Origin of the sequence: Bradyrhizobium sp. (assembly GCF_035935975.1) — a bacterium.
Taxonomy (GTDB): Bacteria; Pseudomonadota; Alphaproteobacteria; order Rhizobiales; family Xanthobacteraceae; genus Bradyrhizobium.
On record NZ_DASYWN010000055.1, the window covers coordinates 231,445 to 253,518 of the forward strand.

Sequence of the window (22,074 nt, forward strand, 5' to 3'; positions counted from 1 at the left end):
GCCCGGACGTGCCGGGCCCGGGTGATATAGCCACTCGGACCTGCCGTGTCAGCCCTCGATTTGGCATGGCTCGCGGCCGCTGCAGGGCACGAAAAAAGACGTGGATGCCAGCCATAAAGCCGGGCATGACGGGCCGAAACGATCCTAGATTCGCTCTCATGCGCCCCAGCCTGCTCAATCCCTTGTTTGCTCCGGTGACCAGCCTGCCCGGCGTCGGTCCGAAGCAGGACAAGCTGTTGCAGTATCTGCTCAGCCGGAGCGAGACGCCGCGGCTGGTCGATCTGCTGCTGCACCTGCCGAGCCAGGTCATCGACCGCCGGGCGCGGCCGAAGATCCGTGACGCGGTCCAGGGAACCATGGTGACGCTGGAGGTCACCGTGGACCGCCACCGGCCGCCTCCGCCGCGCAACTCACGCGCGCCCTACCTCGTCTATGCCAGCGACGACACCGGCGACGTGGTGCTGACCTTCTTCCGCGCCAAGCCCGGCTATGTCGAAAAGCTGCTGCCGATGGGCGAGAAGCGCTACGTCTCCGGCACGCTGCAGATGTATGACGGCATCCCGCAAATCGTGCATCCCGACCGTGTGCTCGACGAGGAGGCGATCTCAAAACTCTCGGGGATCGATCCGGTCTATCCGCTCACCGAAGGCCTCGCGCTCGGCTCGCTGCGCCGCGCGATCGCGCAGGCGCTGCAGAAGCTGCCGGCCCTCCCCGAGTGGATCAGCCCGGAGGTGCTGCGCCGCTGCAAATTTCCGCCGATCGCTGAAGCGCTCAATCGCGTGCATCGGCCGGTCGAGCTGACGGACATTTTGCCGGACCAGCCGTTCTGGTCCCGCCTCGCCTTCGACGAGCTTTTGGCGGGCCAGCTCGCACTCGCTTTGATCCGCGCGCAACTGCGGCGGCCCGCCGGCGTGCGCAATGCCGGCGACGGGCACCTGCGCAGCAAGATCATCGACGCCCTGCCCTATGCATTGACGTCCTCCCAGCGCGAGGCAGCCGCGGCGATCGCCAACGATCTGCAACAGCCGGTGCGGATGCTGCGCCTGCTCCAGGGCGACGTCGGCTCCGGCAAGACCGTGGTGGCGCTGCTCGCGGCGGCCGCGGTAGCCGAAGTCGGCAAGCAGGCTGCGCTGATGGCCCCGACCGAAATCCTGGCGCGCCAGCACATCAAGACCATCGCGCCGCTCGCCGAGCGTGCGGGCTTGCGCGTCGCCATCCTCACCGGCCGCGAGAAAGGCAAGGAGCGGCGCGAGATCATCACGCAGCTTGCCGAGGGCGAGATCGATCTCCTGGTCGGCACCCACGCGCTGATCCAGGATGACGTCATCTTCAAGGACCTCGCGCTCGCCATCGTCGACGAGCAGCACCGCTTCGGCGTTCGCGAGCGGCTCGCGCTGACCTCGAAGGGCGAAGCCGTCGACGTGCTGGTGCTGAGCGCCACGCCGATTCCGCGCACGCTGGTACTGACCTATTTCGGCGACATGGACATCTCCGAGCTGCGCGAAAAGCCCGCCGGCCGCCAGCCGATCGACACCCGCGCCGTCGCCATGAGCCGGCTCGGCGAGGTCATGGACGGCGTCGGCCGCGCGCTGCAATCGGGAAAGCTCGTCTACTGGATCTGCCCGCTGGTCGAGGAATCCGAGGCCGAGGGCACCGAGCATCTCACCAACGCGACCAAGCGTTTCGAGAGCCTGCAGAAGCGCTTCGGCGATCGCGTCGGCCTCGTCCACGGCCAGATGAAGGGCACCGAGAAGGACCGCGTCATGGGCCAGTTCGCGGCCCACGAGATCGGCCTTCTGGTGGCGACCACCGTCGTCGAGGTCGGCGTCGACGTGCCGGCCGCGACCATCATGGTGATCGAGAATGCCGAACGTTTCGGGCTTGCGCAGTTGCACCAGCTCCGCGGCCGCATCGGACGCGGCTCGGAGGCCTCGACCTGCATCCTGCTCTACAGCGAACCGCTCGGCGAGATGTCGAAGGCGCGGCTGAAAGTGATCCGCGAGACCACCGACGGCTTTCGCATCGCCGAGGAGGATCTGAAGTTGCGCGGCGAAGGCGACGTGCTGGGCGTGCGCCAGAGCGGCCTGCCCGGCTACCGCATCGCCCGTTCGGAAGTGCACGGCCAGCTCATCACCCAGGCCAGAGACGAGGCGCTTCGGATCCTGAAGGAGGATCCGAAGCTGAAGGGCGAGCGCGGCGAGGCGCTACGCTGCCTGCTGTATCTCTACGAGCGGGACGAGGCCATCCCGCTGATCGGGGCAGGTTAGAATGACAAATCATCAGCCCGGTCACGACGAGAATGCTCAAGCCAGTTTAGCCGCGACAGTTTCAGCATTCCGCAGTTGGGCCGATAGCCTGCCTGCCGGCCAGAGATCCGGCGAATGGGAATGCGACTATCAACAATGGCCAGCAATCACAAAGGCCTTTGCTGCGTTTCTCGATTCCCTCACTCCACAGCTTTGGGATTCCTCGAATATCGAAATGCTGCTTTACATTCTTGCTCGCGACAATGAAATGGAGCTTCTCAAGGAGGAATTGACCGCCAGACCGATACATCTTTTGGCTTTGGCCAAGGTATCCTTCAATTGCGAGGAGCCAGACGCTCGATGGCAACTTGCAGATGCTCTTGGAAGCGTCGAACTTGCCACGACTGAAGTCGAACCGCTTCTGGAACGGTATTTCCGCGACGAGAATGAATACGTAAGCCGGCGAGCGCTTCTAGCCCTTGCACGTAGACAGTCGAAACATGCGGAACCTTTCGCGCTTCGAGCGTGGGGCACAGGGCACGAATACCAGCGCATGGCCGCGCTGGAAGCACTTGTCGCTTGTGGCTCGCCGTTATTGTCGTCCCATCTAGATTTTGCCTTCCGCGACGGAAGGCAACATCTCGTCAAATCTGCCCAAGCTCTCCTCGCGAAGCGAACCATCGAACGTTCCGAATAGGGCGAGCAAAGCAAGATGATCCTTAGCCGGCGGCCCTTTTTCGTCCGACCTCGTAGGCCGCCACATTCGCCCGGGCGAGGTCCAGAAGCGGCGTCTCGATGCCGAGCGCGCGGGCGCGATTGGCCATGTCGCCGAGGATGTGCTCCGCCTCGGTGACCGAGCCGCGCTCGATGTCGCGCAGCATCGACGCCTTGAGCGGCGAATCCAGGGTCGTGAACAGTTTTCGATCAAACTCGATGAACGGTGCGCGCGGCTCGAAACCCGAGGCGGTCGCCACCGCGCAGCATTCGCCAAACAGGCGGAAGATCGACTGTTCGCCGTTCGGCACGGCCAGGATGTCTCCGATACTCGCGCGCATCAGGCAGGTGATGCCGGCGAGCGTGCTGAGCTGGACGAATTTCTCCCACATGTCCTGCATGATCGCTTCGCTGGCGCGCACGTCGATACCGGGGACATGGAGCAACGTCTCCAGCGCCAGCACACGCTCGCTCAGGGCGCCATCGATCTCGCCGAAGACGATCGTCTGGTTGGCCATGTACTGGACGACACGGCCGTCCGCATCGAGCCCGGCACTGACATTCGCGAGCCCGCCGAGGACGGAGCTCGCGCCGAACCGCGCGATCAGGGCGTCGAGATGTTTCAACCCGTTGAGGATGGGAAGAATCATCGTGTTGGGGCCGACCGCCGGGGCAAACTGGGCCATCGCATCATCGAGGGAATAGGCCTTCACGCCGACGAGCACGACGTCGAACGGCTCCTTGAGATCATCGGCCAGGACGATCTTCGGCTCCACGGCAAAGTCGCCGTGCGGACTCACGACCTGTAGTCCGTTCCGCTGAAGCTGCTCCGCACGCCCGGAGCGCACCAGAAACGTGACGTCGCCGCCGGCTCGCACCACGCGTGCGCCGTAATAACCGCCAAGCGCGCCTGCGCCGATCACGAGCAGTCTCATTCGAACTCCCATCGCAGAGAAATTGCTTCGGCAGACGTCTTAACAGATGGGCCTCGCGCCGTCTCCTCCTCGTCATTGCGAGCCAACGGGTCCGCGCGTAGCGCGGCCCGATGACAGGCTCCGCGAAACAATCCAGACTGCATCCGTGGAGAGATTCCGGATTGCTTCGCGGAGCTCGCAATGACGGCGTGGAGAGAGTCGGTTCAGATGACTTACCCTTTTGCAGCGGCCGACTTTATGAAATCCTGCTTCCATGCGCCGGATCATCGTCGTTGGCTCCCAGGGAAGCGGAAAGACGCGGCTCGCCATCAATCTCGGGCGAAAGCTCGACCTGCCTGTCATTCATCTCGACGTGCTCTACTGGCAGTCAGGCTGGAAGCCGTCCGACACGGCAAGCTTTCGGACACGCGTCGCTGCGGCAATCGCCGGCGATACCTGGGTGATCGACGGCAGCTTCTCCGGACTCGCGTTCGATCTCACCATCGCGCGTGCCGATATCCTTGTCGTCATCGACCGTCCGCGCTGGCTGTGCCAGTGGCGCATCCTCTGGCGCTCCGCCTTCGATCGCGACAGGACAAGGCCTGATCTGCCCGAGGGATGCCCGGAGCAGTTCGACTGGAAGCTGATGAAGGAAGCGTGGCGCTACGACACCGAGCGCGTGCCGGTCATCGAGGCCGAGCGCCTGCAATACGGCCCCGAAGTCCCGGTCGTGCGCCTGCGGCGCGACCGGGACATCCAGGGCTTTCTGGAGTCCGTTTCAGTGCACGGCGAATGAGGCCGGACGATCAGGATTTCTTCTTCGCGATGCTCGCCGCGAACGCCTTCATCAGCTCCGCATCCACAGCCTCGCCTTTCACGTCCTCGGCGAGGTGCTCGAACCAGCGCGCAAAGCCCTCATAGATCTGGCTGGCCGGATGATCGGGTCCGAGGAAGCCTGAAATCTCCCGCATCTCCGCGACCCAGCGATAGGCCTTCGGGAGCATATCGGGCAGCGCGACTTCGAGCCGGGCCAGGATCGCGGGCTGGCTGAGTGCAAGCTCGTCGCGCAGCGCGTCCGCCGCGCCCGCTTTCGTCGCCGCGACCACCATGGCCGAGCCGATGCCGGCGAGGCCCTTGACGATGCCGGCATAGGACATCTTCAGCGCGGAAGCCGCGCCGACCGGGCCTTCGACGATACGCACATCGAGGCCGAAATCCTTGAGCACCGCGACGTCCATGGCGTGCTCGCCGGACATGTAGAAGGCCGGGCTCTTGCCGCCGGGCTGCGGCGGGAAGCCGATGATGCCGCCATCCACGAACGGGGCCTGCGCCGAGCCGATGATCTCCTCGATCCGCTGCACGGTGTCGACGTTGACGGCGTTGCAATCGACGACCACCGGCTTCTTCTCGCGCCGGACGATCAGTCCGGCGAGCCGTTCAGCCAAAGCCACAGCCTCGCCCGGCGGCACGATGGAGAGGATGATGTCGGCATCCGCGATCGCCTCGTCCTCGGCGCCGATCATGCCGGCATCGGCCGCGCGCTTTTGCGTCGCTTCGCTGCGCCCTTTCAGGGACGTCAGCACGTGCGCGCCGTTTTCGCTGAGGCGGCGGGCCACGGCGCTGCCCATGGCGCCGGGGGCGAGGATCGCAATGGTCTTGGACATCGTGCACTCCAGGTCGAATTCGAAAAGTCGAATTCCAAACAACGAATTTCGACCGGAGACTAGCAGAGGATGCGAACGGCCGCGTGACCTGCGGCCATCTGCCAAGGGAATGGCCCTACTCCACCTTCGCAGGCTGCGGCTGCGGCGGCAGGGCCGACGCATTGGCGATGCGCGCGGCATTCGCCATGCCGGCGAGCGCGGCGGCTTTCTTCGGGTCGGGCGCCGAGCCCGGCTGCACCACGCCGGCCGACATGATCAGCGTCGCGGCGTCCTCGGCGGTGAGGTCGACCTCGATGATCTTGCTCCTGGGCACGTAGAAGAAGAAGCCGGTGGTCGGGTTCGGCGAGCACGGAAGGAACACGGAGACGTGCTCCTCCTGCCCCGGCAGGCTGCGCGCGACCTCTTCATTCGGCGACTGCGAGATCAGCACGATCGACCACATGCCCGGCGAGGGAAACTCGACCAGGCCGACTTTGCGGAAGCTCGAGCCCTTGCCCGAGAACAGCGTCTCGAACACCTGCTTGAGGCCGCGATAGATGGCGCGCACGGCCGGAATGCGGCCGAGGAAGGTCTCGCCGACATCGACCAGCGTCCGGCCGATCAGGTTGGCGGCGAGGAAGCCGACCAGCGTCAGCGAGAAGAATGCGACAATCAGTCCCCAGCCGGGGACGCCGTAGGGCAGATAGGTTTCGGGCCGGTAGGCCTGCGGCACGAAGGGCCGCACCACGCCGTCGACCCAGGTGACGAACCACCAAACCAGATAAAGCGTGATCGCGATCGGCCCCGTCACGACGAGGCCGGTCAGGAAGTAATTGCGGAAACGGCCCATCAGGCCGGTATGCGGTTCCGGCGCAGGATCAAGCGGCGCAGGCGCGTCGTCTCGGGGGGTCATTCGGGTTCCAGGTCGGTCGCTACGCTCAAGCTAGGGTCTTCTAGCAGGTTTTGGAAGATTACGAAGCGAGCGACCCTTGTCCCTTCTGCCTATTCCACGGTCACCGACTTGGCGAGGTTGCGCGGCTGGTCGACGTCGGTGCCCATGATGACCGCCGTGTGATAGGCGAGCAGCTGCACCGGGACCGCATAGACCATCGGCGTGAAGGCGGCCGCCATGTCGGGCATGACGATGGTGACGAGGGACTCGACGGTCGCCTCCGCCGCGCCCTTGGCGTCGGTCATCAGGATGATCTTGCCGCCGCGGGCGGCGACCTCCTGCATGTTGGAGACGGTCTTCTCGAACACGCGGTCATAGGGCGCGATCACGACGACCGGCATGGTCTCGTCGATCAGCGCGATCGGGCCGTGCTTGAGCTCGCCGGCGGCATAGCCCTCGGCGTGGATGTAGGAGATCTCCTTCAGCTTCAGCGCGCCTTCCAGCGCCAGCGGGAAGCTGGTGCCGCGGCCGAGATAGAGCACGTCGCGCGATTTCGAGATCTCGCGCGAAAGCTTCTCGATCTGGAGCTCGGTGGTGAGCGCATCCGACATCAGGCGCGGGATCTCGACGAGGCCGTGGACCAGCTTGGTCTCGTCCGCGTCGGACAGCTCGCCGCGGGCCTTGCCGGCCGCGATCGCGAGGTTTGCCAGCACCATGAGCTGGCAGGTGAACGCCTTGGTCGAGGCGACGCCGATCTCGGGACCGGCCAGCGTCTGCAGCACGGTCTCGCTCTCGCGCGCGATGGTCGAGGTCGGCACGTTGACGACGGCGATCGTGTGGACGCCTTCAGCCTTGGCATAGCGCAGCGCCGCCAGCGTGTCGGCGGTCTCGCCGGACTGCGAGATGAAGATCGCCAGATCGCCCTTGCGCAAGGGCGCCTCGCGGTAGCGGAATTCGGAGGCGACGTCGACCTCGACCGGCACGCGCGCAAAGCGCTCGAACCAGTACTTTGCGACGAAGCCGGCATAGCTCGCGGTGCCGCAGGCGGTGATGTTGATGCGGCGGATGTCGTTGAAGTCGAACGGCAGCTTGACCGGCAGCGAGACGCGCTCGCTCGCCATGTCGACATAGCGCGCCAGGGTGTGGCCGACGACTTCCGGCTGCTCGTGAATCTCCTTGGCCATGAAATGACGGTAATTGGCCTTGTCCACCAGCGAGGTCGAGGCGGCGTGCTTGATCTTTTCGCGCTGGACGGCGTGGCCGTCCTTGTCGAAGATCGTGGCGCTCTTGTGGGTCAGCACGACCCAGTCGCCGTCCTCGAGATAGCTCACCGTGTCGGTGAACGGGCCGAGCGCGATGGCGTCGGAGCCGAGATACATCTCGCCGTCGCCATAGCCGATCGCCAGCGGCGGGCCGTTGCGGGCGCCGATCATGAGGTCGTCGTCGCCGGCGAAGATGAAGCCGAGTGCGAAGGCGCCGCGCAGGCGCCCCAGCGCCAGCTTCACCGCTTCCACCGGCTTGTTGCCGCGTGTCATGAGATCGTCGACCAGATGCAGCACGATCTCGGTGTCGGTCTCGGTGTGGAACACCGTGCCGTTCTTCTCGAGCTCTTCGCGAAGCTCGCGGAAATTCTCGATGATGCCGTTGTGGACCACGGCGACGCGCTCGGTCGCGTGCGGATGGGCGTTGTTGACGGTCGGCTTGCCGTGGGTGGCCCAGCGGGTGTGACCGATGCCGGTGGTGCCCTTGAGCGGCTCGGCTTCGAGCCGCTTCTCCAGGTTCTTCAGCTTGCCCTCGGCGCGGCGGCGCGCCAGCAGCTTGCCCTCGAGCGTGGCGACGCCCGCGGAGTCATAGCCGCGATATTCAAGACGTTTGAGCGAATCCACCAATTGCTCTGCAACCGGCTCGCGCCCGAGAATGCCGACAATCCCGCACATGCGGATCAATATCCCCCAAATCGTCGAAAAATCGCCAAAACGACGCGCTCAGTTTTTAGCGAAGTTCCTAAGGAACCAGATACTCAATAATTATTGCTGATTGAGACATCGTCAGCACGCATCCGAATTCGACTGCGTCGAATTGGCCGGCCTTAAACCGCGTGCATTAACTTGTTGTCAACAAGTTTGACCAACGATTCCGGGTCAGGAGACCAAGGCCATGAAGAGCTCGTCCGACCGCAAAGGTCTGTCATCGATGTCCGTGCGCGCCAGCGAAACCACCGGCACGCACCTTGCCCATTGGCCGCCGCCCCAGCGCGGCAAGGAAAGCAAGCCGGTTTTCGTCAAGCACGTGCAGGGCGAGCCGGCCAAGCGCGCCAAGCCGCGCGGCTGGCGCCTGACCCGCGCGATCTTCTCGGAATTCGCCGACGACTGATAGCGGTGCGCCTCACCACCCCAGCACCAGGGCGAACACGAGGAAGACGACGAGCACCCAGAACGCTATTCCGGTGAACAGCGACGCGGTCTCATGTTCGTCCCGGGGGTGCACGCCGAACTGCTCCAGCACCCATCGGCCCGGCGGAATGATGACGTACTCGACGAAGAACTTGATCGTATCCCAGGTCTCGTCCTCGTCGTCCATGCGCACACAGTCCCAGGCGATGCCGATCAGGGATCGGCATTCAGCCGCTTACTTTTCCGGTTTCTTGCCGCCGGTCTTCAACTCGCGATAACGCGCCGCGCCACCTTCCCGGATGGTCTGCTGGCTGCGCTCCAGCGCCATCGCATCGTCGGGCACGTCGCGCGTGATCACCGAGCCGGAGCCGATATAGGCGCCGTTGCCGATCTTGACGGGCGCGACCAGCGAGGAGTTGGTGCCGACGAAGGCGCCCTGCCCGATTGTCGTCTTGTGCTTCTTGAAGCCGTCGTAGTTGCAGGTGATGGTGCCGGCGCCGATGTTGGAATTGGCGCCGACGGTGGCGTCGCCAATGTAGGAGAGATGGTTGACCTTGACGCCGGCCTCCAGCGTCGCCGCCTTGGTCTCCACGAAATTGCCGATCCGCGCGCCGTCGCCGAGCGAGGTGCCGGGCCGCAAACGCGCATACGGGCCGATCGAGACCTTCTTGCCGAGCGTGGTCTCGACGATGTGCGAGAACGAGTGGATCACCGTGCCGTCGGCGATCGACACGCCGGGGCCGATCACCACGAACGGCTCGATGGTGACGTCCTTGCCGAATATCGTATCGGCGGACAGGTAAACCGTCTCCGGCGCGATCAGCGTGACGCCGGCGTCCATCGCCGCTTTCCGCAAGCGCGCCTGCATCACGGCTTCGGCCTCGGCGAGCTGCGCCTTGGTGTTGATGCCGCGCACCTCGTCCTCACTGGTCTCGATCACCACGGCCTCCCATCCCTTGTCGCGGACAATGCCGACCGCATCGGTCAGATAATATTCGCCCTTGGAATTCCCATTGCCGATCTTCTCGAGGATCTCGAGCGCACGGCGTCCGTCGATCGCCATCACGCCGGCATTGCACAGATCGATCTCGCGCTCCGCATCGCTGGCGTCGGCCTGCTCGCGGATCGCAACCAGGCGGTCGCCCTCGACGATGAAGCGGCCATAGCCGTTGGGATCGGCGGCGCGAAAACCGAGCGCGGCGATCGCGGCGCCCTTGGCGAGCGGCGCGCGCAGCCGGGCAAAAGTCTCGGCCGAGATCAGCGGCGTATCGCCGAACGCAATCAGGAGATCGTCGCCCCCCCGCGCGACCGCCTCGCGCGCCGCCAGCACCGCATGCGCGGTGCCGAGCCGTTCGCTCTGCACGAAGGTCAGCGCGTCGGGACGGATGCGCTTGGCCTCATCGGCGACCGCCTGATGATCGGGGCCGATCACGACGGCGAGCGAGGTGCCGGCTCCCTTGGGGGCGGCGGCGAGCACATGGGCGAGCAGCGTCTGATGCGCAACGGGATGCAGCACCTTCGGCAGGCTTGATCGCATGCGCGTGCCTTCGCCGGCGGCGAGCACGATCGTGAGGCTGGAACGGGCGGTCATCGAAATCCTGTCAGATACGGCCGAATCAATTGGCGCGACGGGCGGAACGCCCTCATGAGCTGCCCGCCTTGCTACCCCCGCAAACGCCCGGAATTCAAGTGCGAGTGGGTTTTCCTGTTAATGTTCCCTGATTGATTCGGGGGAAGCCGGACAAGGGCTGGGCACTTAACGTTCATGGCAAAGGATTCCGACCCACTGGCGGACGCCTTCGGCGACAAGGAGACCGGCGGGCTGTTCTCCGGATTTTTGGCCGAGGAAAGCGCGTTCGACCGCCGCATGATGTGGCGGCTGGGCACGTGGGGCGTTACGGCCATCGGCGCCGTCGTGCTCGCCGTGATGTCCAACCAGGCCCAGCTCGGCTGGCGGCGCGACCAGGTCGCTTCCGCCGATCTCGCGCGCCAGGCCGACCGGCTGCAGCTCCTGACCAAGGACAGCCAGAACGAGGCGCGCCGCCTCGCCTCCGCCATCGAGACGCTGAACACCGATCGCGACCGGCTCTATTCGCGCGTCACCATGCTTGAGCAGGGACTCGATTCCGTCACCGGCACGATCGCGAAACAGAACGCAGGCGCGGCGCAAGCCTCGGCGGCGAAGCCGCAGGACGCCAGCCTGGTTGGACCACCGGCCCCCAATGTCGCGCCGGTCGCCTCGACGCCGGCAGCAGCGAACGACAAGCCGCGCGCAGAGGCCGCCAAGGAAACAAAGGAAACATTGAAGGAGGTCGCCAGGGATCAGGCGGGCTTGCCGCCACAGACCGCGGCCGCCGCCTCGCTCGTGTCGCAGGCGCCGGTGACGACGTCGGCCCTGCCGATGCTGCCGCTGCTGCCGTCCAAGTCGATGATGGCGCCGCCGGATCCGGCCGCCTCCAGGCTGGTTCAGCCCGAGACGAATGAGAAGGCCGCCGAGAAGAAGCCCGAGCCGGCGCCCGTCCCGACCGAAGTCGCCGCAGTGGCCAAGCCACCGGAATCAACCGAGAGCGAGGCACCGGCGATCGCGGTCCAGCAGACGCGCTTTGCAATCGACCTCGGCGGCGCCAACTCGCTCGACGGCCTGCGCGCGCTCTGGCGCGGCGTCACCAAATCCAATCCGGAAGTCGCAGCGCTCCGTCCGATCATCATGATCAAGGAAGGCGCCGGCGGCCTCGGCATGCAGCTGCGTCTCGGTGCCGGCCCGCTGATCAACGCCGCGGCGGCCGCAAAGCTCTGCGCCGGCCTCGCCGAAGGCGACCGTCATTGCGAGACCACCGTGTTCGACGGCCAGCGGCTGTCGATGCGCGGCGGTTCGGAGAAGGGGCAAGACAAGGGACAAGACAAATCCCAGGACCGGGTTCAGGAGAAGCCCTCCGACAAGACCCAGGACGCCACCCCGCAGGCCGAGAGCACGCCGGCTCCCGCGCCCGCCGCAAAGCCCGACAAGCACCGCCGCGGCTATTCCTCCAAACGCTCATCGAAGCGTGAGGAGCCCGCGCCCGCGCCGCCTCCTGCAGCCCCGCAGCCGGCGGCTCAGGCAAAACCGGAGACCGCGACGACGGGATCGACGCTGTCGTCGTTCTTCAGGCGATAATCGCCTCGAACGCTTGGTTTCGGGAGCCAGTTCGACCGCACATTCTTGCGTGAATTCGCAGGAAACTTCCCTGCGCCTGTTGCCCCCTCCTCCCATCCCGACCATATTGCGGCCATGACAAAAAAGCCCTTCCGCCTCACGCCCTACCAGGTGCAGTTCCTGATCGTCGTCGGCTTCGTCTCCGTCGGCTATGCGACTTATCTGCGCTATCTCGGGATCGAGCTCTCGACCGTCGGACTTGCCTGCGACGCCGGCCTGCAGACGCTGATCTGCAAGGCGCGCTCGGTCTCGACCGTGCTGTTCAAGAACTCGGTGTTCGGCATCGTCGCGCTGGTGGTGGCGACGCTGAACCTGCTGCGGCCGTCGATCGTGCTGCTCACCGTCGGCATCGCCGCCGCCGGCCTTGGCATCGTGCTCTACAATGTCGTGCTGTCGGGCCTTGCGATCGGCCTGCTCATTCTTGGATTTGCTCGGCCCGCGCCCGCCACAGCGTGAGCGCGAACAGCAGATACATCGCGCAAGTCCACAGCGACTGCCAATTGTCGCGGCCCTCGTTGAACAGCACGTAGACCGCCGACAGCGCGAGCACGCCCGCGAACACCGCCTCCGCGATCGGACGCTGGCCGATCTGCGGCCGGTTCAACGTCAACAACAGCGCGAACGGCACCACCGCCATCGTCAGCGAGGCGTAGGGGAAGTCGTGGTAGCGCGGGTCGAACACGAAGGCGAGCGCGGTCTGCGCCGCGATCACTGCGGTCACCGCCAGCGTGAGACACAGCACCGCCGTCAGCTTCGACCATTTCCGGCCCTCGCGCGGACCGAGCAGATCGAGGAAGGTCGGCAGGCTCCGGCCGATCACCATCGCCTGCGCGCAGAAGATCGGCGACAGGATGCCGGCAAGCAGCAGCGCACCCCAATGCAGCCAGCCGCCGATGCCGTAGCTCTCATAGTACATCTTGTCGACGCCGATCCCGAGCAGGCTGCCCGCCGTGGTCGCAGAGATGGCAACGCCGAGCCAGGCCGAGAAGCGCGGCGTCCACGGTCGCCGGCGCAGCGTGATCAGCGCCACCGCGAACACCAGCACGCACAGGCCCAGGCCCGCGCCCATGTACCATTTCCAGTACGGGAAATTGCTGATCGGCTGGCCCGGCGGATATTTCAGGTTCCGGCGCACGGAGTCATAGAGACCCCAATAGCCGCCGACGGTGCCTTCCAGCTTTCGCTTCCACGGCTGGTCGTAGGACTCGATCAGATTGACGCGGAATTTTTGCGCCTTTGCGAGGCTGAGGATTTCCGAGACCACGCGCGCCTGGTTGGTGCGCGACGGCAGCGCGCCCTCGCGCATGCGCCCTTCACTCGGCCAGCCGGTCTCGCCGATCAGGATCTCCTTGCCGGGAAACGCGACCGCCATCCGCTCGCGGATCGCCTCGACATGGGCGGCGGCGAATTTCGCCTTGACCGGGAAGTCCTCCCAATAGGGCAGGATGTGGATCGTGACGAAGTCGACCGCGTCATAGACCTCGCGGTTCTTCAGCCAGAACTCCCAGACGTCGGCATAGGTCACGGGCACGCTGACCTGCGCCTTCACCGAGCGGATGATGGAGACGAGGTCCTGCGTCGTCATCTCGCCGCGCAGCAGCACCTCGTTGCCGACGATGATGCTGGTGATGACGCCGGGGAAATCCTTGGAGAGGCGGACCGCGAGCGCGGCCTGGTCAAGATTCTTGGCGCGGTTGCTGGAGAGCCAGATGCCCTGGAGCACTTTCATCCCGCCGATCCGGGCGGCGATCGCCGGCACCTGGTCGAGACCGTTCTCCATCGAATAGGTGCGGACGCAGTCGGTGATCTCCTTGAGCTGGCGGAGGTCCTGCTCGATCTGGTCGGCCTCGATATGGGTCCATGCGTTCAGCGGCGACTGCTCGCCGCGGAACGGCGCGTAGGAGACGCATTGAACCTTTTCGGCGGGATCGATCGGCGCGCGCGCGAGCGTGATCGGCGTGGCAAGCCACCACCACACGGCAACGATTACCCCCAATGAGACGAGCAGAAGCGCCAGTGGCGTACGAAGAGAAATCGGTTCCGTCCTCCGCGAAGGGCCGTCGATTACCTGCTCGCACGCCATCTGCCAAGGGGTGAGGCCGGGGTGGATCCCCCACTCCCCTAAGGAATTTACCTGCGGCCGTTCGACAGAGGCCTAGGATCGTGACTTTGCTGGACAAAATTCGAAATACAGGTCATCAGACTCGCCGGGAATTTTCCGCCGCATTGGAGACCCATTTGGACGCCATCACCGCGCGTCCGCGGGATCCTGACGTGGGCGGTTAGCGGAGAAAATTGGGGAATTCATGCGGCAACGGGTGCGTCAGTCACGAAATGCGGTCCTGCGGCAGCTCGCCGCCACCTTGGCCGTCTCCTCCCTGCTTGCTCTGGCCGGCCTCGGTGGCGCCTTCGCCCAGAGCGGCACGCCGGCCCCGGACCAGGGCAAGGCCGCCGCCCAGCCCGCCGACGCCGCCGCCAAGGACGCCGCCCAGAACCAGCGCCGCACCGACGAGTTCGCCGAAGCCGCCCAGGTCATCAACGGCCCGGCCGGCAATCCCGAATGCGTCTGGCTCGGCCGGCGCGTGGTGCGCCTGATGTGGCGGGATGACCTCGATACCGCGTTCCGCCATCTCGACCTCTACGACCGCTTCGGCTGCCCAGGCGGCCACATCCAGGCCGCCTTCCGCTGCCTGACCCGCTTCGGCGGCCAGATCGATCCCAAGGTCGCCGAGACCCTGGACAGCCGTGTGCACGCCTGCTGGATCAATCCGGCCTCCCAGCCGCAGCAGGCGGCAGCCAGCGCCTCCCAGCCGGCGGCGCCGACCACCGGCAACGCGCAGGCGCCGCAGCCCGCCGCGAGCCCCTCGCCTGCGGCAAGCCCGTCGCCCGCGCCACAGAAATAATCGCACGTCGCTTCAGCTGTCGTTCAGGAACGATCGGCGATAGAGACGGTTGGCACTGCCACGCATTCCGAAAAGGCCATGCCCTGATAAGGACATGAGCCCATGACAGTTGAGAAACCGCGCGGCAGAGGTATGCTCCATTTGCCGCGGACTCGGTCGGATCTCGGGGTCGGATCCGCTTCCCTGCCACCTCAGCCCCTTTTGGTTTAGCCGCGATGCGCGTTGTCGCCGCCGTTCTGTTGCTCGTCTCCGCGCTTCACGCTGGGCTGTGGGGAGTCTTGCGCGACAGGGAACCCGCGCCCGATTTCAAGGGCCTGCTGCCAAGCCTTTCCTACACGCCGTTCGAGCCGGGGCATGTCGTCGACCACAACGTCGATCCCGACAAGATTCGCGCCGATATGAAGAAGCTCTCGACCCTCACGCGGGCCATCCGGTCCTATGCCGCGACAGAGGGCAACGAGCTGGTTCCGCCGATTGCCGCCGAGTTCGGTCTCAAAGTCACGGTCGGCGCCTGGATCAACAAGGACGAGGATCGCAACGAGCGCGAGATCAAGGCGGCGATCGAACTCGCTCGCAAGAACAGCAACGTGAACGGCGTCGTTGTCGGCAACGAGGTGATCTACCGCGGCGAGCAGAAGGTCGAAGACCTCATCGAGATGATCAAGAAGGTGAAGAGCGCGGTGCGCGTGCCCGTCACCACCGGTGAGATCTGGAACATCTGGCGCGACAATCCGGACCTCGGCTCCAACGTCGATTTCATCGCCGCCCACGTCCTGCCCTATTGGGAGAATTTCCGCTCGGATCAGGCGGTCGACCAGGCTGTCTACATCTACAACTTGTTAGGCGATCTGTTTAAGGGCAAGCGCATCGTCATCGCCGAATTCGGCTGGCCGAGCGCCGGCTACAATCTGCGCAGCGCCGACCCGGGTCCGTTTCAGCAGGCGCTGACCCTGCGCAACTTCGTTAGCCGTGCCAACGCGATGAGCATGGAATACAACATCGTCGAAGCGATCGATCAGCCCTGGAAGTACTTTGAGGGCGGCGTTGGTCCTTATTGGGGCATCCTCAACGCCAGCCGCGAGCCGAAATTCGCCTGGACCGGTCCGGTGGAGAACCCTGACTACTGGAAGCTGATGACGATCGCCCTCTTGGTCGGCATCCTGCTGTCGCTGCCGATCCTGCGGATCGAGAAGCCGACCGCCAAGCAGGCGTTCCTGCTGTCGGCCACCGCCAACGGCGTCGGCGCCTGGGCCGCGACCGTGTTCGCATTCTGGAACGGGCACTATTTCATCTTCGGCTCGGCCTTCGCGCTGACGCTCGGCATGATCCTGCTGGTTCCGCTGGTCCTGATCGCGATGGCGCGCATCGACGAGATCGCAGCCGTGGCCCTCGGCCGTCCGCCGCAGCGGCTGCTCGCCAAGAGCAAGCCGGTCGAGGACGTGCCCGAGAACTATTATCCGAAGGTCTCGATCCACATCCCCGCTTATTTCGAGCCGGTCGAGATGCTGAAGCAGACGCTCGATGCGCTGTCGCGGCTGAACTATCCGAACTACGAATGCGTGGTCATCATCAACAACACGCCCGATCCCGCCTTCTGGCAGCCGATCCAGGATCATTGCCGCGCGCTCGGTGAACGCTTCAAGTTCATCAACGCCGAGAAGGTGCAGGGCTTCAAGGCCGGCGCGTTGCGCATCGCGATGGACCGTACCGCCGTCGACGCCGAGATCATCGGCATCCTCGATGCCGACTATGTCGTCGACCCCGACTGGCTGAAGGACCTCGTGCCGGCTTTCGCCGATCCGCGCGTCGGCCTCGTGCAGGCGCCGCAGGAACACCGCGACGGCGATCTGTCGATCATGCACTACATCATGAACGGCGAATATGCGGGCTTCTTCGACATCGGCATGGTCCAGCGCAACGAGGCCAACGCCATCATCGTGCACGGCACGATGTGCCTGATCCGCCGCGCCGCGATGGACATGGCGGGCGGCTGGTCATCCGACACGATCTGCGAGGACTCCGATCTCGGCCTCGCCATCCAGGAGCTCGGCTGGACCACCCACTACACCCGCTACCGCTACGGCCAGGGCCTGCTGCCCGACACCTACGAGGCGTTCAAGAAGCAGCGTCACCGCTGGGCCTATGGCGGCCTCCAGATCGTGAAGAAGCACTGGCGCCACTTCCTGCCCGGCAAGAGCCGGCTGACGCCCGACCAGAAGCGCGAATACGGGCTCGGCTGGCTGAACTGGCTCGGGGCCGAAAGCCTCGGCGTGGTCGTGGCGCTGCTCAACCTCGTCTGGGTGCCGATCGTCGCCTTCGCCGACATCGCCATCCCCGACAAGATTTTGACGCTGCCGATCATCGGCGCCTTCATCGTCTCGCTCGCGCACTTCCTGTCGATGTACCGCGCGCGCGTCGCGATCAAACCCGGCCAGATGCTGGGCGCCATGATCGCTGCGATGAGCGTGCAATGGACGGTGTCGCGCGCGGTCGCGCAGGGTCTCATCACCGAGCACATCGCGTTCGCGCGCACCTCCAAGGGCGGCCTGTCCCGGATGTCGATCGAGTTCCAGGCGTTCTGGGAGGCCGTGATCGGCACCCTGCTCCTGGTCGGCGCCGGCGTGCTGGTGGCCTCCAACAGCTTCCGGCAGATCACCGAGATCTACATCTTCGCCGGCGTGCTGGTGCTGCAGAGCCTGCCGTTCCTGGCGGCGGTGGCGATCGCCATCCTCGAGCTCAGCCGCATCAACTCGTTCCAGTTCTGGCGTGACAGCGCGATCCGCACCGCCGAGCTGATTGGCCTGCGCCCCGTCGCCCTGCCGACCCCCGCCGGCACGCCGCAGGCCGTGCCGAACGAGGTCCGGCGCGAAGCGAACTGACGGGGCGAACACCGCACGGCGCGGGCAAGACGTCAGCGCCGACAGCCGTCGGCAGTGTTCAGCGTGGATAGCCCCTCGCCAATCAGGTTGAGATTTCCAGTCTAAACGACGGATACCGCGAGCAAATCCGGCTCCTGCCACGAGTTTTGGCAGCTACCCAAGCTATTGACCTCCGCAGCCACTCCCCCTACACAGCGCGGGCCGAAAGCATGATCCGGAAACAGCCGGTTTTCCCCGCGACGCCAGTTTAGGTGCAGCGGCAAGACATGTTTCTCGAATGTCCGACAACGATGGCGATCTCGCAGAAAGCCATCCAGCGGCCATGGGAGCGCGTAGCTCAGCCGGTAGAGCACGTGACTTTTAATCACGGGGTCCTGGGTTCGAGCCCCAGCGCGCTCACCAAGCCAAATCAATAACTTAGCCGCGAAATTGACCGACCCGAAAAAGCCTCGTGTCTGCACCGTGTCTGCAAATCGATTGCCGCGCGCGCGAGGGTGAGTCAATTTGACTCAGGGGTAATCCTGCCGCCCTCCTCGATCGAGGATTCACACCGCAAAGCATCTGCCGAATAGTCCTCCCCGGCTGTTGGGGGGCGTCGAGATGCTTGTCTGGATCGGATGCGGGGTTGCGGTTGTGATCGTCAGCCTTCTAGGCCTGGCCGTGGTGACGCGAGGCACTGACGAGATCCATTAAGGGACCCGCCGGCGTGACCCGGCTGGTCTATCGCGCTTCGGCTCGTCTCTCACCTGAATGGAAGGCGTTGCTCGGGAGCGGTGGCAACGAAGCGAATTTGGCCCGGAATGCGTCTCGGGAAAGCACTCTGCCGTCCATTCCCACCTCGGCTGAGTTTGCTCGCGACCATTTGCCGTCCGAGCAGATCCAAGCCTCGCCTGGAGTCCAGACGAACGCATCGCCGTCGATCGAGCCGAATGTCAGAGAAGAAGCCACAGGTACCTCCGAACGAAATATACGGTCGGTGTTCTCATCTGGCAATGTGAAGGGCCCGCCAGCGTGAACCGGCGGGCCCAAACGCAACTCAGGCACCGGCGGCCATCCGCTCGATGTCGCAGAAGATCGACCCCGCCATCCTCTCTCCGCAGCCGCCGCCATCGAACGAGATGCCAGATGCGTCGCTGGCTTTCGAATAGGCCTGCGCGCAGCGGATCTTCGCCATCAAACCCTGTATGGTAGCGGCTGGGGTCGCCTCAATTCGCTCTTCGAGATCAGCGTAGATCTCGAAGGCCTTGTCCCGCTCCCGCTCCAGCTTCTTAAAGCCGCGCGGACGGCGCTTTGCGTTCCATTTCTCAAATGCGGCGATAATCTCGTCGGCACGCGCGCGCGCCTCGGGAGAGGGCGGGAGCAGTTGGAATCTAAACGTCATATTGTCGGGGGTCCCGGTACGCGTGCCGACGGGCCATCTCTCTTCACGGAGCTGGTTGACGTTGGCCGGACAATCCCAGGCATCGCGTATGACAAGGCTGGGGAGCCCAAGCTGCGTATCGGCCTCAGTTCGCTGGAGAACGTCAGGCATCCGCTTACGGTGATCGTCGCATTCCATGCGGTCGACCGCGGTGTTGAGATCGCACCATCGTTGCTCGGCAACGACGTATTCGTCGACCAATGCAAGCAGTTCCGCGTCGGGACGAGCCGCCGGCACAAAGCTGATCTCCCTGACGTTCGACGGCGGGAGCTCCTTTGCGATGCGGGGCAGATCGGCCGTCGTGGTAGGAACGGCAGTGAGGATCGGCAAGGCGACCAGGGCATTCATAAGGAAATTCCTTCTTGTTGTGGAAGTCGGCTCTTCGCTGGCCGGCGTGGCCGCATCGCACACAAGGGAGATCGGCGGGGAATTTCCGCGTGTTAACGTTTCTTTCATGATGGTGCTCACTGGGTTCTCGGCCTCTCACAGCCGCGCCCGGTGACAGACCGGGCAGCCGGGGGGTGAGAGCCTGCCAGTGAGACAGGTGCACCGCTTTTAAGGGCCGAAGCCCTCTGGACAGAACGGCACGCCCCGGCCATAAAGGTCCGGTCGGTACCGCGCCGCCAAGCGCGTCCGTTGAGCCTCAAGGGGCTCGGTCAACCGCCGCCCATCGCTTGCAGGCGACAGGGCAATTCCTTGCAGGGAAAGCGGTCGATATCACTGGTCCGGGCTCTCACACCCAACCGGCATCATCCGCTGATTTGCTTAAAAAATCCATCCCCTATCGGGGAGCCAGTGCGCCGTCTATCATGCACGCCAGCGGAGGGGCAGTGCGATGCAACATCCAAATCCGAAGACCCAGAAGCTTCTCGACGACATGCACCAGCGAACCGAGAGTGCGACTGCCTTCGCCGACAACGTAATGAAATTGGTCGACGAATTCGTTCCCGTCGCATGCAAAGATCTGGCCCGAAAAAAGGTCACAGATGTTGCGATGCGCCTGGGACTTCAAATGCATCAAACGCGTGAACCCAAATAGAGAGGCGCCGGGCCACTCGGCGGCCCGGCTCAACTCCTACTCGGCGCGCCGCTTCCTGAACGGGATCACCCTGCCCGGCCTCAGCGGCTTTCGCGTTAGCGGCTCGGTCCGAGGTGGCCGCGGCGGATCATCTGCAAACGGTGTCCACTCGACCTCATCCATTCCGTAGGCGATGTACCACCAGCGCTCGGTGAGCGAGGCACCGGCCCAAGGAAATTCCTCTGGCTCGGATTCGTCGTCCTCTGGATCGCCGGTCTGCAGCGGCACCGGCTTGGCCGGACTTGTCCACATGATGCCGCCGGCCGGAAGCTCGACATACTCGCAGTCAGGGACGTCTGTGCATTCGTCGACCGCGATTGCAAGATCGTCCTCGTCTTCGGCGACGAAGATCCCGACCAAGTCGCGGGTTTCAATGATACGAACAAGGTAAGCGGGCACGACGCAGATCTAGCCAGCCTCGAAAGAGACGGTACCGCCGCCGGACGAAGCGATCTTCATCAGGTCAATGGTTTGCCGATGACCCATGTTCGTAAATGTCAGACGGGCGCCACTTGTCTTGGAACAGTAGGCGATCTTCATCAGGTCCTCTGTCGATCGCTTGCTCGCATCCATCTTGAAGCCCCCTCCGGCTGTAGCAATCTTCATCAGATCTTCGACGCTGCGCTGTTCGAACATGTGTGACGAACTCCTGTTCACTCTGGGATTAGTGGCTCAAATTGGCCGTCGTGGCAATTAACTCTTGTGATGCCCCCTTGCGCTCGCCCTTCGGTTGCGGAACACTCTGCACGGGCTGGGGGACAAAGAATGTCGGTCGAGTGGTGGGTGGTATTTGTGACGCTGGCTGGCCCAATATTGGCCGTGCAGACCCAAAAAATCATCGAGAGAACCACTGATCGGAAGAACCGCCGGCAGCGCCTCTTCATTGCACTCATGGCCAATCGCGCGACGAGGCTCAACGAAGACTTTGTGAGGGCGCTGAACCTAATCGACATAGAGTTTCTGCCCGGTCTGTTTTTCCGCAGCCGGGATCAAGCAGTCATCAACACGTGGCATGAGCTGCTTGGGATCTACAATACCGCTCCTCCGGTTGGTGCCGACGTAGCTTTGCAGGCAGCCTGGAGCCAGCGTGTGGAAGACAAGCTCGTTGAGTTGCTTGCAGCAATGGCTAAGGCCGTCGGCTATTCTTCCCTGACATCCGAACAGCTAAGACGCGGCATTTATCACCCCCTTGGCGCTTTCGAACGCGATCAGTCAATCGGAGTGATTCTCGATGGTCTCGGGAAGGCCTTCAAAGGGCAGGCCTCAATACCTATGGCGATCAAGGAGCTACCAACCACTCCAGAGTTCGCTAAGGCGCAGGTCGATTTCATAAAAAAAGCCGCCAGCGCTTACGATGAGAAGAGTGGTGCTCTTCGGATCAAGGAGATCAAGTGAGGGCGGAGGCAAAGTATGTCAAATGACAAGCTCACCGAAGAAATTTTGGCAATGTTTGAAAACACCAAAATGGAGGCGACACAGTCCTACCTGAAACGCGGCCGCGCTTTTGCTTCGACACCAACGGATGAGATCAAAGCTCAATGGATCGCGCAACTGACCGCGATGGCGGACGCCACGCCGGCCCTCAGCCGACAGCTGTACGACGATTTGGAAGCCGAACTTGGCCTGAGAGGCATTGAAGCTCCTGTGAAGGAAGTTCCTGCCGTACTTGAAAGGCTCGTGGCAAGATCAAAAGCGCAGACGGCGACGTGGACCGCCGAAAAACTAGAAGAAGTCGAGGCTGGAATACAGCGAGAGCTCTCAAAAGTGAGACCATCGCAAGACGAGAAGAACTAACACGC

20 protein-coding genes and 1 tRNA gene are annotated in these 22,074 nt (G+C 64.1%); 11 read left to right on the forward strand and 10 right to left on the reverse strand.

Annotated features, from left to right (window positions below):
- Positions 1-158: 158 nt before the first annotated feature.
- Together recG and VGR99_RS34670 are read left to right on the forward strand one after the other, a co-directional pair.
- Complete coding sequence (gene recG / locus VGR99_RS34665) at positions 159-2,267, forward strand: ATP-dependent DNA helicase RecG (protein WP_326904446.1); 2,109 nt, start codon at positions 159-161, stop codon at positions 2,265-2,267.
- Between the two features lies 1 nt (position 2,268).
- Positions 2,269-2,943, forward strand: coding sequence for a HEAT repeat domain-containing protein (locus VGR99_RS34670; protein WP_326904447.1), 675 nt, complete (start codon positions 2,269-2,271; stop codon positions 2,941-2,943).
- A 22-nt stretch (positions 2,944-2,965) separates the two neighbouring features.
- Here the strand turns inward: VGR99_RS34670 and panE are convergent, their stop codons facing one another.
- Positions 2,966-3,895, reverse strand: coding sequence for a 2-dehydropantoate 2-reductase (gene panE, locus VGR99_RS34675; RefSeq protein WP_326904448.1), 930 nt, complete (start codon positions 3,893-3,895; stop codon positions 2,966-2,968).
- A 253-nt stretch (positions 3,896-4,148) separates the two neighbouring features.
- On the opposite strand from panE, the gene VGR99_RS34680 reads away from it, so the two are divergent.
- Positions 4,149-4,670, forward strand: a complete 522-nt coding sequence (locus VGR99_RS34680; RefSeq protein ID WP_326904449.1) for an AAA family ATPase — start codon at positions 4,149-4,151, stop codon at positions 4,668-4,670.
- 10 nt (positions 4,671-4,680) lie between these two features.
- On the opposite strand, the gene VGR99_RS34685 is transcribed toward VGR99_RS34680, so the two are convergent.
- The 3 genes from VGR99_RS34685 to glmS form a co-directional block, all read right to left on the reverse strand.
- Positions 4,681-5,538 (reverse strand): NAD(P)-dependent oxidoreductase, encoded by an 858-nt coding sequence (locus VGR99_RS34685; protein ID WP_326904450.1) that lies wholly within the window; start codon positions 5,536-5,538, stop codon positions 4,681-4,683.
- A gap of 115 nt (positions 5,539-5,653) precedes the next feature.
- Positions 5,654-6,430, reverse strand: coding sequence for a DUF502 domain-containing protein (locus VGR99_RS34690; protein WP_326904451.1), 777 nt, complete (start codon positions 6,428-6,430; stop codon positions 5,654-5,656).
- Between the two features lie 89 nt (positions 6,431-6,519).
- On the reverse strand, positions 6,520-8,346 hold the full coding sequence (gene glmS, locus VGR99_RS34695; protein ID WP_326904452.1) for a glutamine--fructose-6-phosphate transaminase (isomerizing): 1,827 nt from the start codon (positions 8,344-8,346) through the stop codon (positions 6,520-6,522).
- A gap of 220 nt (positions 8,347-8,566) precedes the next feature.
- Between glmS and VGR99_RS34700 the strand changes: the two genes are divergently transcribed.
- On the forward strand, positions 8,567-8,782 hold the full coding sequence (locus VGR99_RS34700; RefSeq protein WP_326904453.1) for a hypothetical protein: 216 nt from the start codon (positions 8,567-8,569) through the stop codon (positions 8,780-8,782).
- Between the two features lie 12 nt (positions 8,783-8,794).
- Here the strand turns inward: VGR99_RS34700 and VGR99_RS34705 are convergent, their stop codons facing one another.
- Complete coding sequence (locus VGR99_RS34705; protein WP_326904454.1) at positions 8,795-8,989, reverse strand: hypothetical protein; 195 nt, start codon at positions 8,987-8,989, stop codon at positions 8,795-8,797.
- Between the two features lie 48 nt (positions 8,990-9,037).
- Positions 9,038-10,393 (reverse strand): bifunctional UDP-N-acetylglucosamine diphosphorylase/glucosamine-1-phosphate N-acetyltransferase GlmU, encoded by a 1,356-nt coding sequence (glmU, locus tag VGR99_RS34710; protein WP_326904455.1) that lies wholly within the window; start codon positions 10,391-10,393, stop codon positions 9,038-9,040.
- A 174-nt stretch (positions 10,394-10,567) separates the two neighbouring features.
- On the opposite strand from glmU, the gene VGR99_RS34715 reads away from it, so the two are divergent.
- Positions 10,568-11,956 carry a hypothetical protein gene (locus VGR99_RS34715; protein ID WP_326904456.1) on the forward strand — a complete coding sequence of 463 codons (1,389 nt, stop codon included), beginning with the start codon at positions 10,568-10,570 and terminating at the stop codon, positions 11,954-11,956.
- A gap of 114 nt (positions 11,957-12,070) precedes the next feature.
- A complete protein-coding gene (locus VGR99_RS34720) occupies positions 12,071-12,451 on the forward strand; it encodes a hypothetical protein (protein ID WP_326904457.1) in 381 nt (126 codons plus the stop codon).
- On the opposite strand, the gene VGR99_RS34725 is transcribed toward VGR99_RS34720, so the two are convergent.
- Positions 12,411-14,078, reverse strand: coding sequence for a beta-(1-6) glucans synthase (locus VGR99_RS34725; protein WP_326904458.1), 1,668 nt, complete (start codon positions 14,076-14,078; stop codon positions 12,411-12,413). The two genes, VGR99_RS34720 and VGR99_RS34725, sit on opposite strands and share 41 nt — an antisense overlap.
- A 223-nt stretch (positions 14,079-14,301) precedes the next feature.
- Between VGR99_RS34725 and VGR99_RS34730 the strand changes: the two genes are divergently transcribed.
- The 3 genes from VGR99_RS34730 to VGR99_RS34740 all read left to right on the forward strand — a co-directional run bounded on the left by VGR99_RS34730 (position 14,302) and on the right by VGR99_RS34740 (position 18,179).
- On the forward strand, positions 14,302-14,898 hold the full coding sequence (locus VGR99_RS34730; protein ID WP_326904459.1) for a beta-1-3, beta-1-6-glucan biosynthesis protein: 597 nt from the start codon (positions 14,302-14,304) through the stop codon (positions 14,896-14,898).
- Between the two features lie 215 nt (positions 14,899-15,113).
- Entirely contained in the window at positions 15,114-17,777 is a 2,664-nt protein-coding gene (locus VGR99_RS34735; protein ID WP_326904460.1) for a glycosyltransferase, read from the forward strand.
- A gap of 326 nt (positions 17,778-18,103) precedes the next feature.
- Positions 18,104-18,179, forward strand: a tRNA-Lys gene (locus VGR99_RS34740).
- Between the two features lie 634 nt (positions 18,180-18,813).
- Here the strand turns inward: VGR99_RS34740 and VGR99_RS34745 are convergent.
- The 3 genes from VGR99_RS34745 to VGR99_RS34755 all read right to left on the reverse strand — a co-directional run bounded on the left by VGR99_RS34745 (position 18,814) and on the right by VGR99_RS34755 (position 20,911).
- On the reverse strand, positions 18,814-19,665 hold the full coding sequence (locus VGR99_RS34745) for a hypothetical protein (RefSeq protein ID WP_326904461.1): 852 nt from the start codon (positions 19,663-19,665) through the stop codon (positions 18,814-18,816).
- A gap of 607 nt (positions 19,666-20,272) precedes the next feature.
- Complete coding sequence (locus VGR99_RS34750; RefSeq protein ID WP_326904462.1) at positions 20,273-20,635, reverse strand: hypothetical protein; 363 nt, start codon at positions 20,633-20,635, stop codon at positions 20,273-20,275.
- Between the two features lie 48 nt (positions 20,636-20,683).
- Positions 20,684-20,911, reverse strand: a complete 228-nt coding sequence (locus VGR99_RS34755) for a hypothetical protein (RefSeq protein ID WP_326904463.1) — start codon at positions 20,909-20,911, stop codon at positions 20,684-20,686.
- A gap of 129 nt (positions 20,912-21,040) precedes the next feature.
- Here VGR99_RS34755 and VGR99_RS34760 point away from each other — a divergent pair, with 129 nt between their 5' ends.
- Positions 21,041-21,670: a DUF6680 family protein gene (locus VGR99_RS34760; protein ID WP_326904464.1), complete on the forward strand. Its 630-nt coding sequence runs from the start codon at positions 21,041-21,043 to the stop codon at positions 21,668-21,670.
- Between the two features lie 15 nt (positions 21,671-21,685).
- Positions 21,686-22,069, forward strand: coding sequence for a hypothetical protein (locus VGR99_RS34765; RefSeq protein ID WP_326904465.1), 384 nt, complete (start codon positions 21,686-21,688; stop codon positions 22,067-22,069).
- Positions 22,070-22,074 lie beyond the last annotated feature (5 nt).

Bases quoted from the DNA above. Each gene is read 5' to 3' on its own strand.
- VGR99_RS34685 (WP_326904450.1), bottom strand. From the start codon at position 5,538: ATGTCCAAGACCATTGCGATCCTCGCCCCCGGCGCCATGGGCAGCGCC.
- VGR99_RS34720 (WP_326904457.1), top strand. From the start codon at position 12,071: ATGACAAAAAAGCCCTTCCGCCTCACGCCCTACCAGGTGCAGTTCCTG.
- VGR99_RS34680 (WP_326904449.1), top strand. From the start codon at position 4,149: ATGCGCCGGATCATCGTCGTTGGCTCCCAGGGAAGCGGAAAGACGCGG.
- VGR99_RS34755 (WP_326904463.1), bottom strand. From the start codon at position 20,911: ATGTTCGAACAGCGCAGCGTCGAAGATCTGATGAAGATTGCTACAGCC.
- VGR99_RS34690 (WP_326904451.1), bottom strand. From the start codon at position 6,430: ATGACCCCCCGAGACGACGCGCCTGCGCCGCTTGATCCTGCGCCGGAA.
- VGR99_RS34730 (WP_326904459.1), top strand. From the start codon at position 14,302: ATGCGGCAACGGGTGCGTCAGTCACGAAATGCGGTCCTGCGGCAGCTC.
- VGR99_RS34735 (WP_326904460.1), top strand. From the start codon at position 15,114: ATGCGCGTTGTCGCCGCCGTTCTGTTGCTCGTCTCCGCGCTTCACGCT.
- VGR99_RS34760 (WP_326904464.1), top strand. From the start codon at position 21,041: ATGTCGGTCGAGTGGTGGGTGGTATTTGTGACGCTGGCTGGCCCAATA.
- VGR99_RS34765 (WP_326904465.1), top strand. From the start codon at position 21,686: ATGTCAAATGACAAGCTCACCGAAGAAATTTTGGCAATGTTTGAAAAC.
- glmU (WP_326904455.1), bottom strand. From the start codon at position 10,393: ATGACCGCCCGTTCCAGCCTCACGATCGTGCTCGCCGCCGGCGAAGGC.
- recG (WP_326904446.1), top strand. From the start codon at position 159: ATGCGCCCCAGCCTGCTCAATCCCTTGTTTGCTCCGGTGACCAGCCTG.
- VGR99_RS34705 (WP_326904454.1), bottom strand. From the start codon at position 8,989: ATGGACGACGAGGACGAGACCTGGGATACGATCAAGTTCTTCGTCGAG.
- VGR99_RS34725 (WP_326904458.1), bottom strand. From the start codon at position 14,078: ATGGCGTGCGAGCAGGTAATCGACGGCCCTTCGCGGAGGACGGAACCG.
- VGR99_RS34715 (WP_326904456.1), top strand. From the start codon at position 10,568: ATGGCAAAGGATTCCGACCCACTGGCGGACGCCTTCGGCGACAAGGAG.
- panE (WP_326904448.1), bottom strand. From the start codon at position 3,895: ATGAGACTGCTCGTGATCGGCGCAGGCGCGCTTGGCGGTTATTACGGC.
- VGR99_RS34700 (WP_326904453.1), top strand. From the start codon at position 8,567: ATGAAGAGCTCGTCCGACCGCAAAGGTCTGTCATCGATGTCCGTGCGC.
- glmS (WP_326904452.1), bottom strand. From the start codon at position 8,346: ATGTGCGGGATTGTCGGCATTCTCGGGCGCGAGCCGGTTGCAGAGCAA.
- VGR99_RS34670 (WP_326904447.1), top strand. From the start codon at position 2,269: ATGACAAATCATCAGCCCGGTCACGACGAGAATGCTCAAGCCAGTTTA.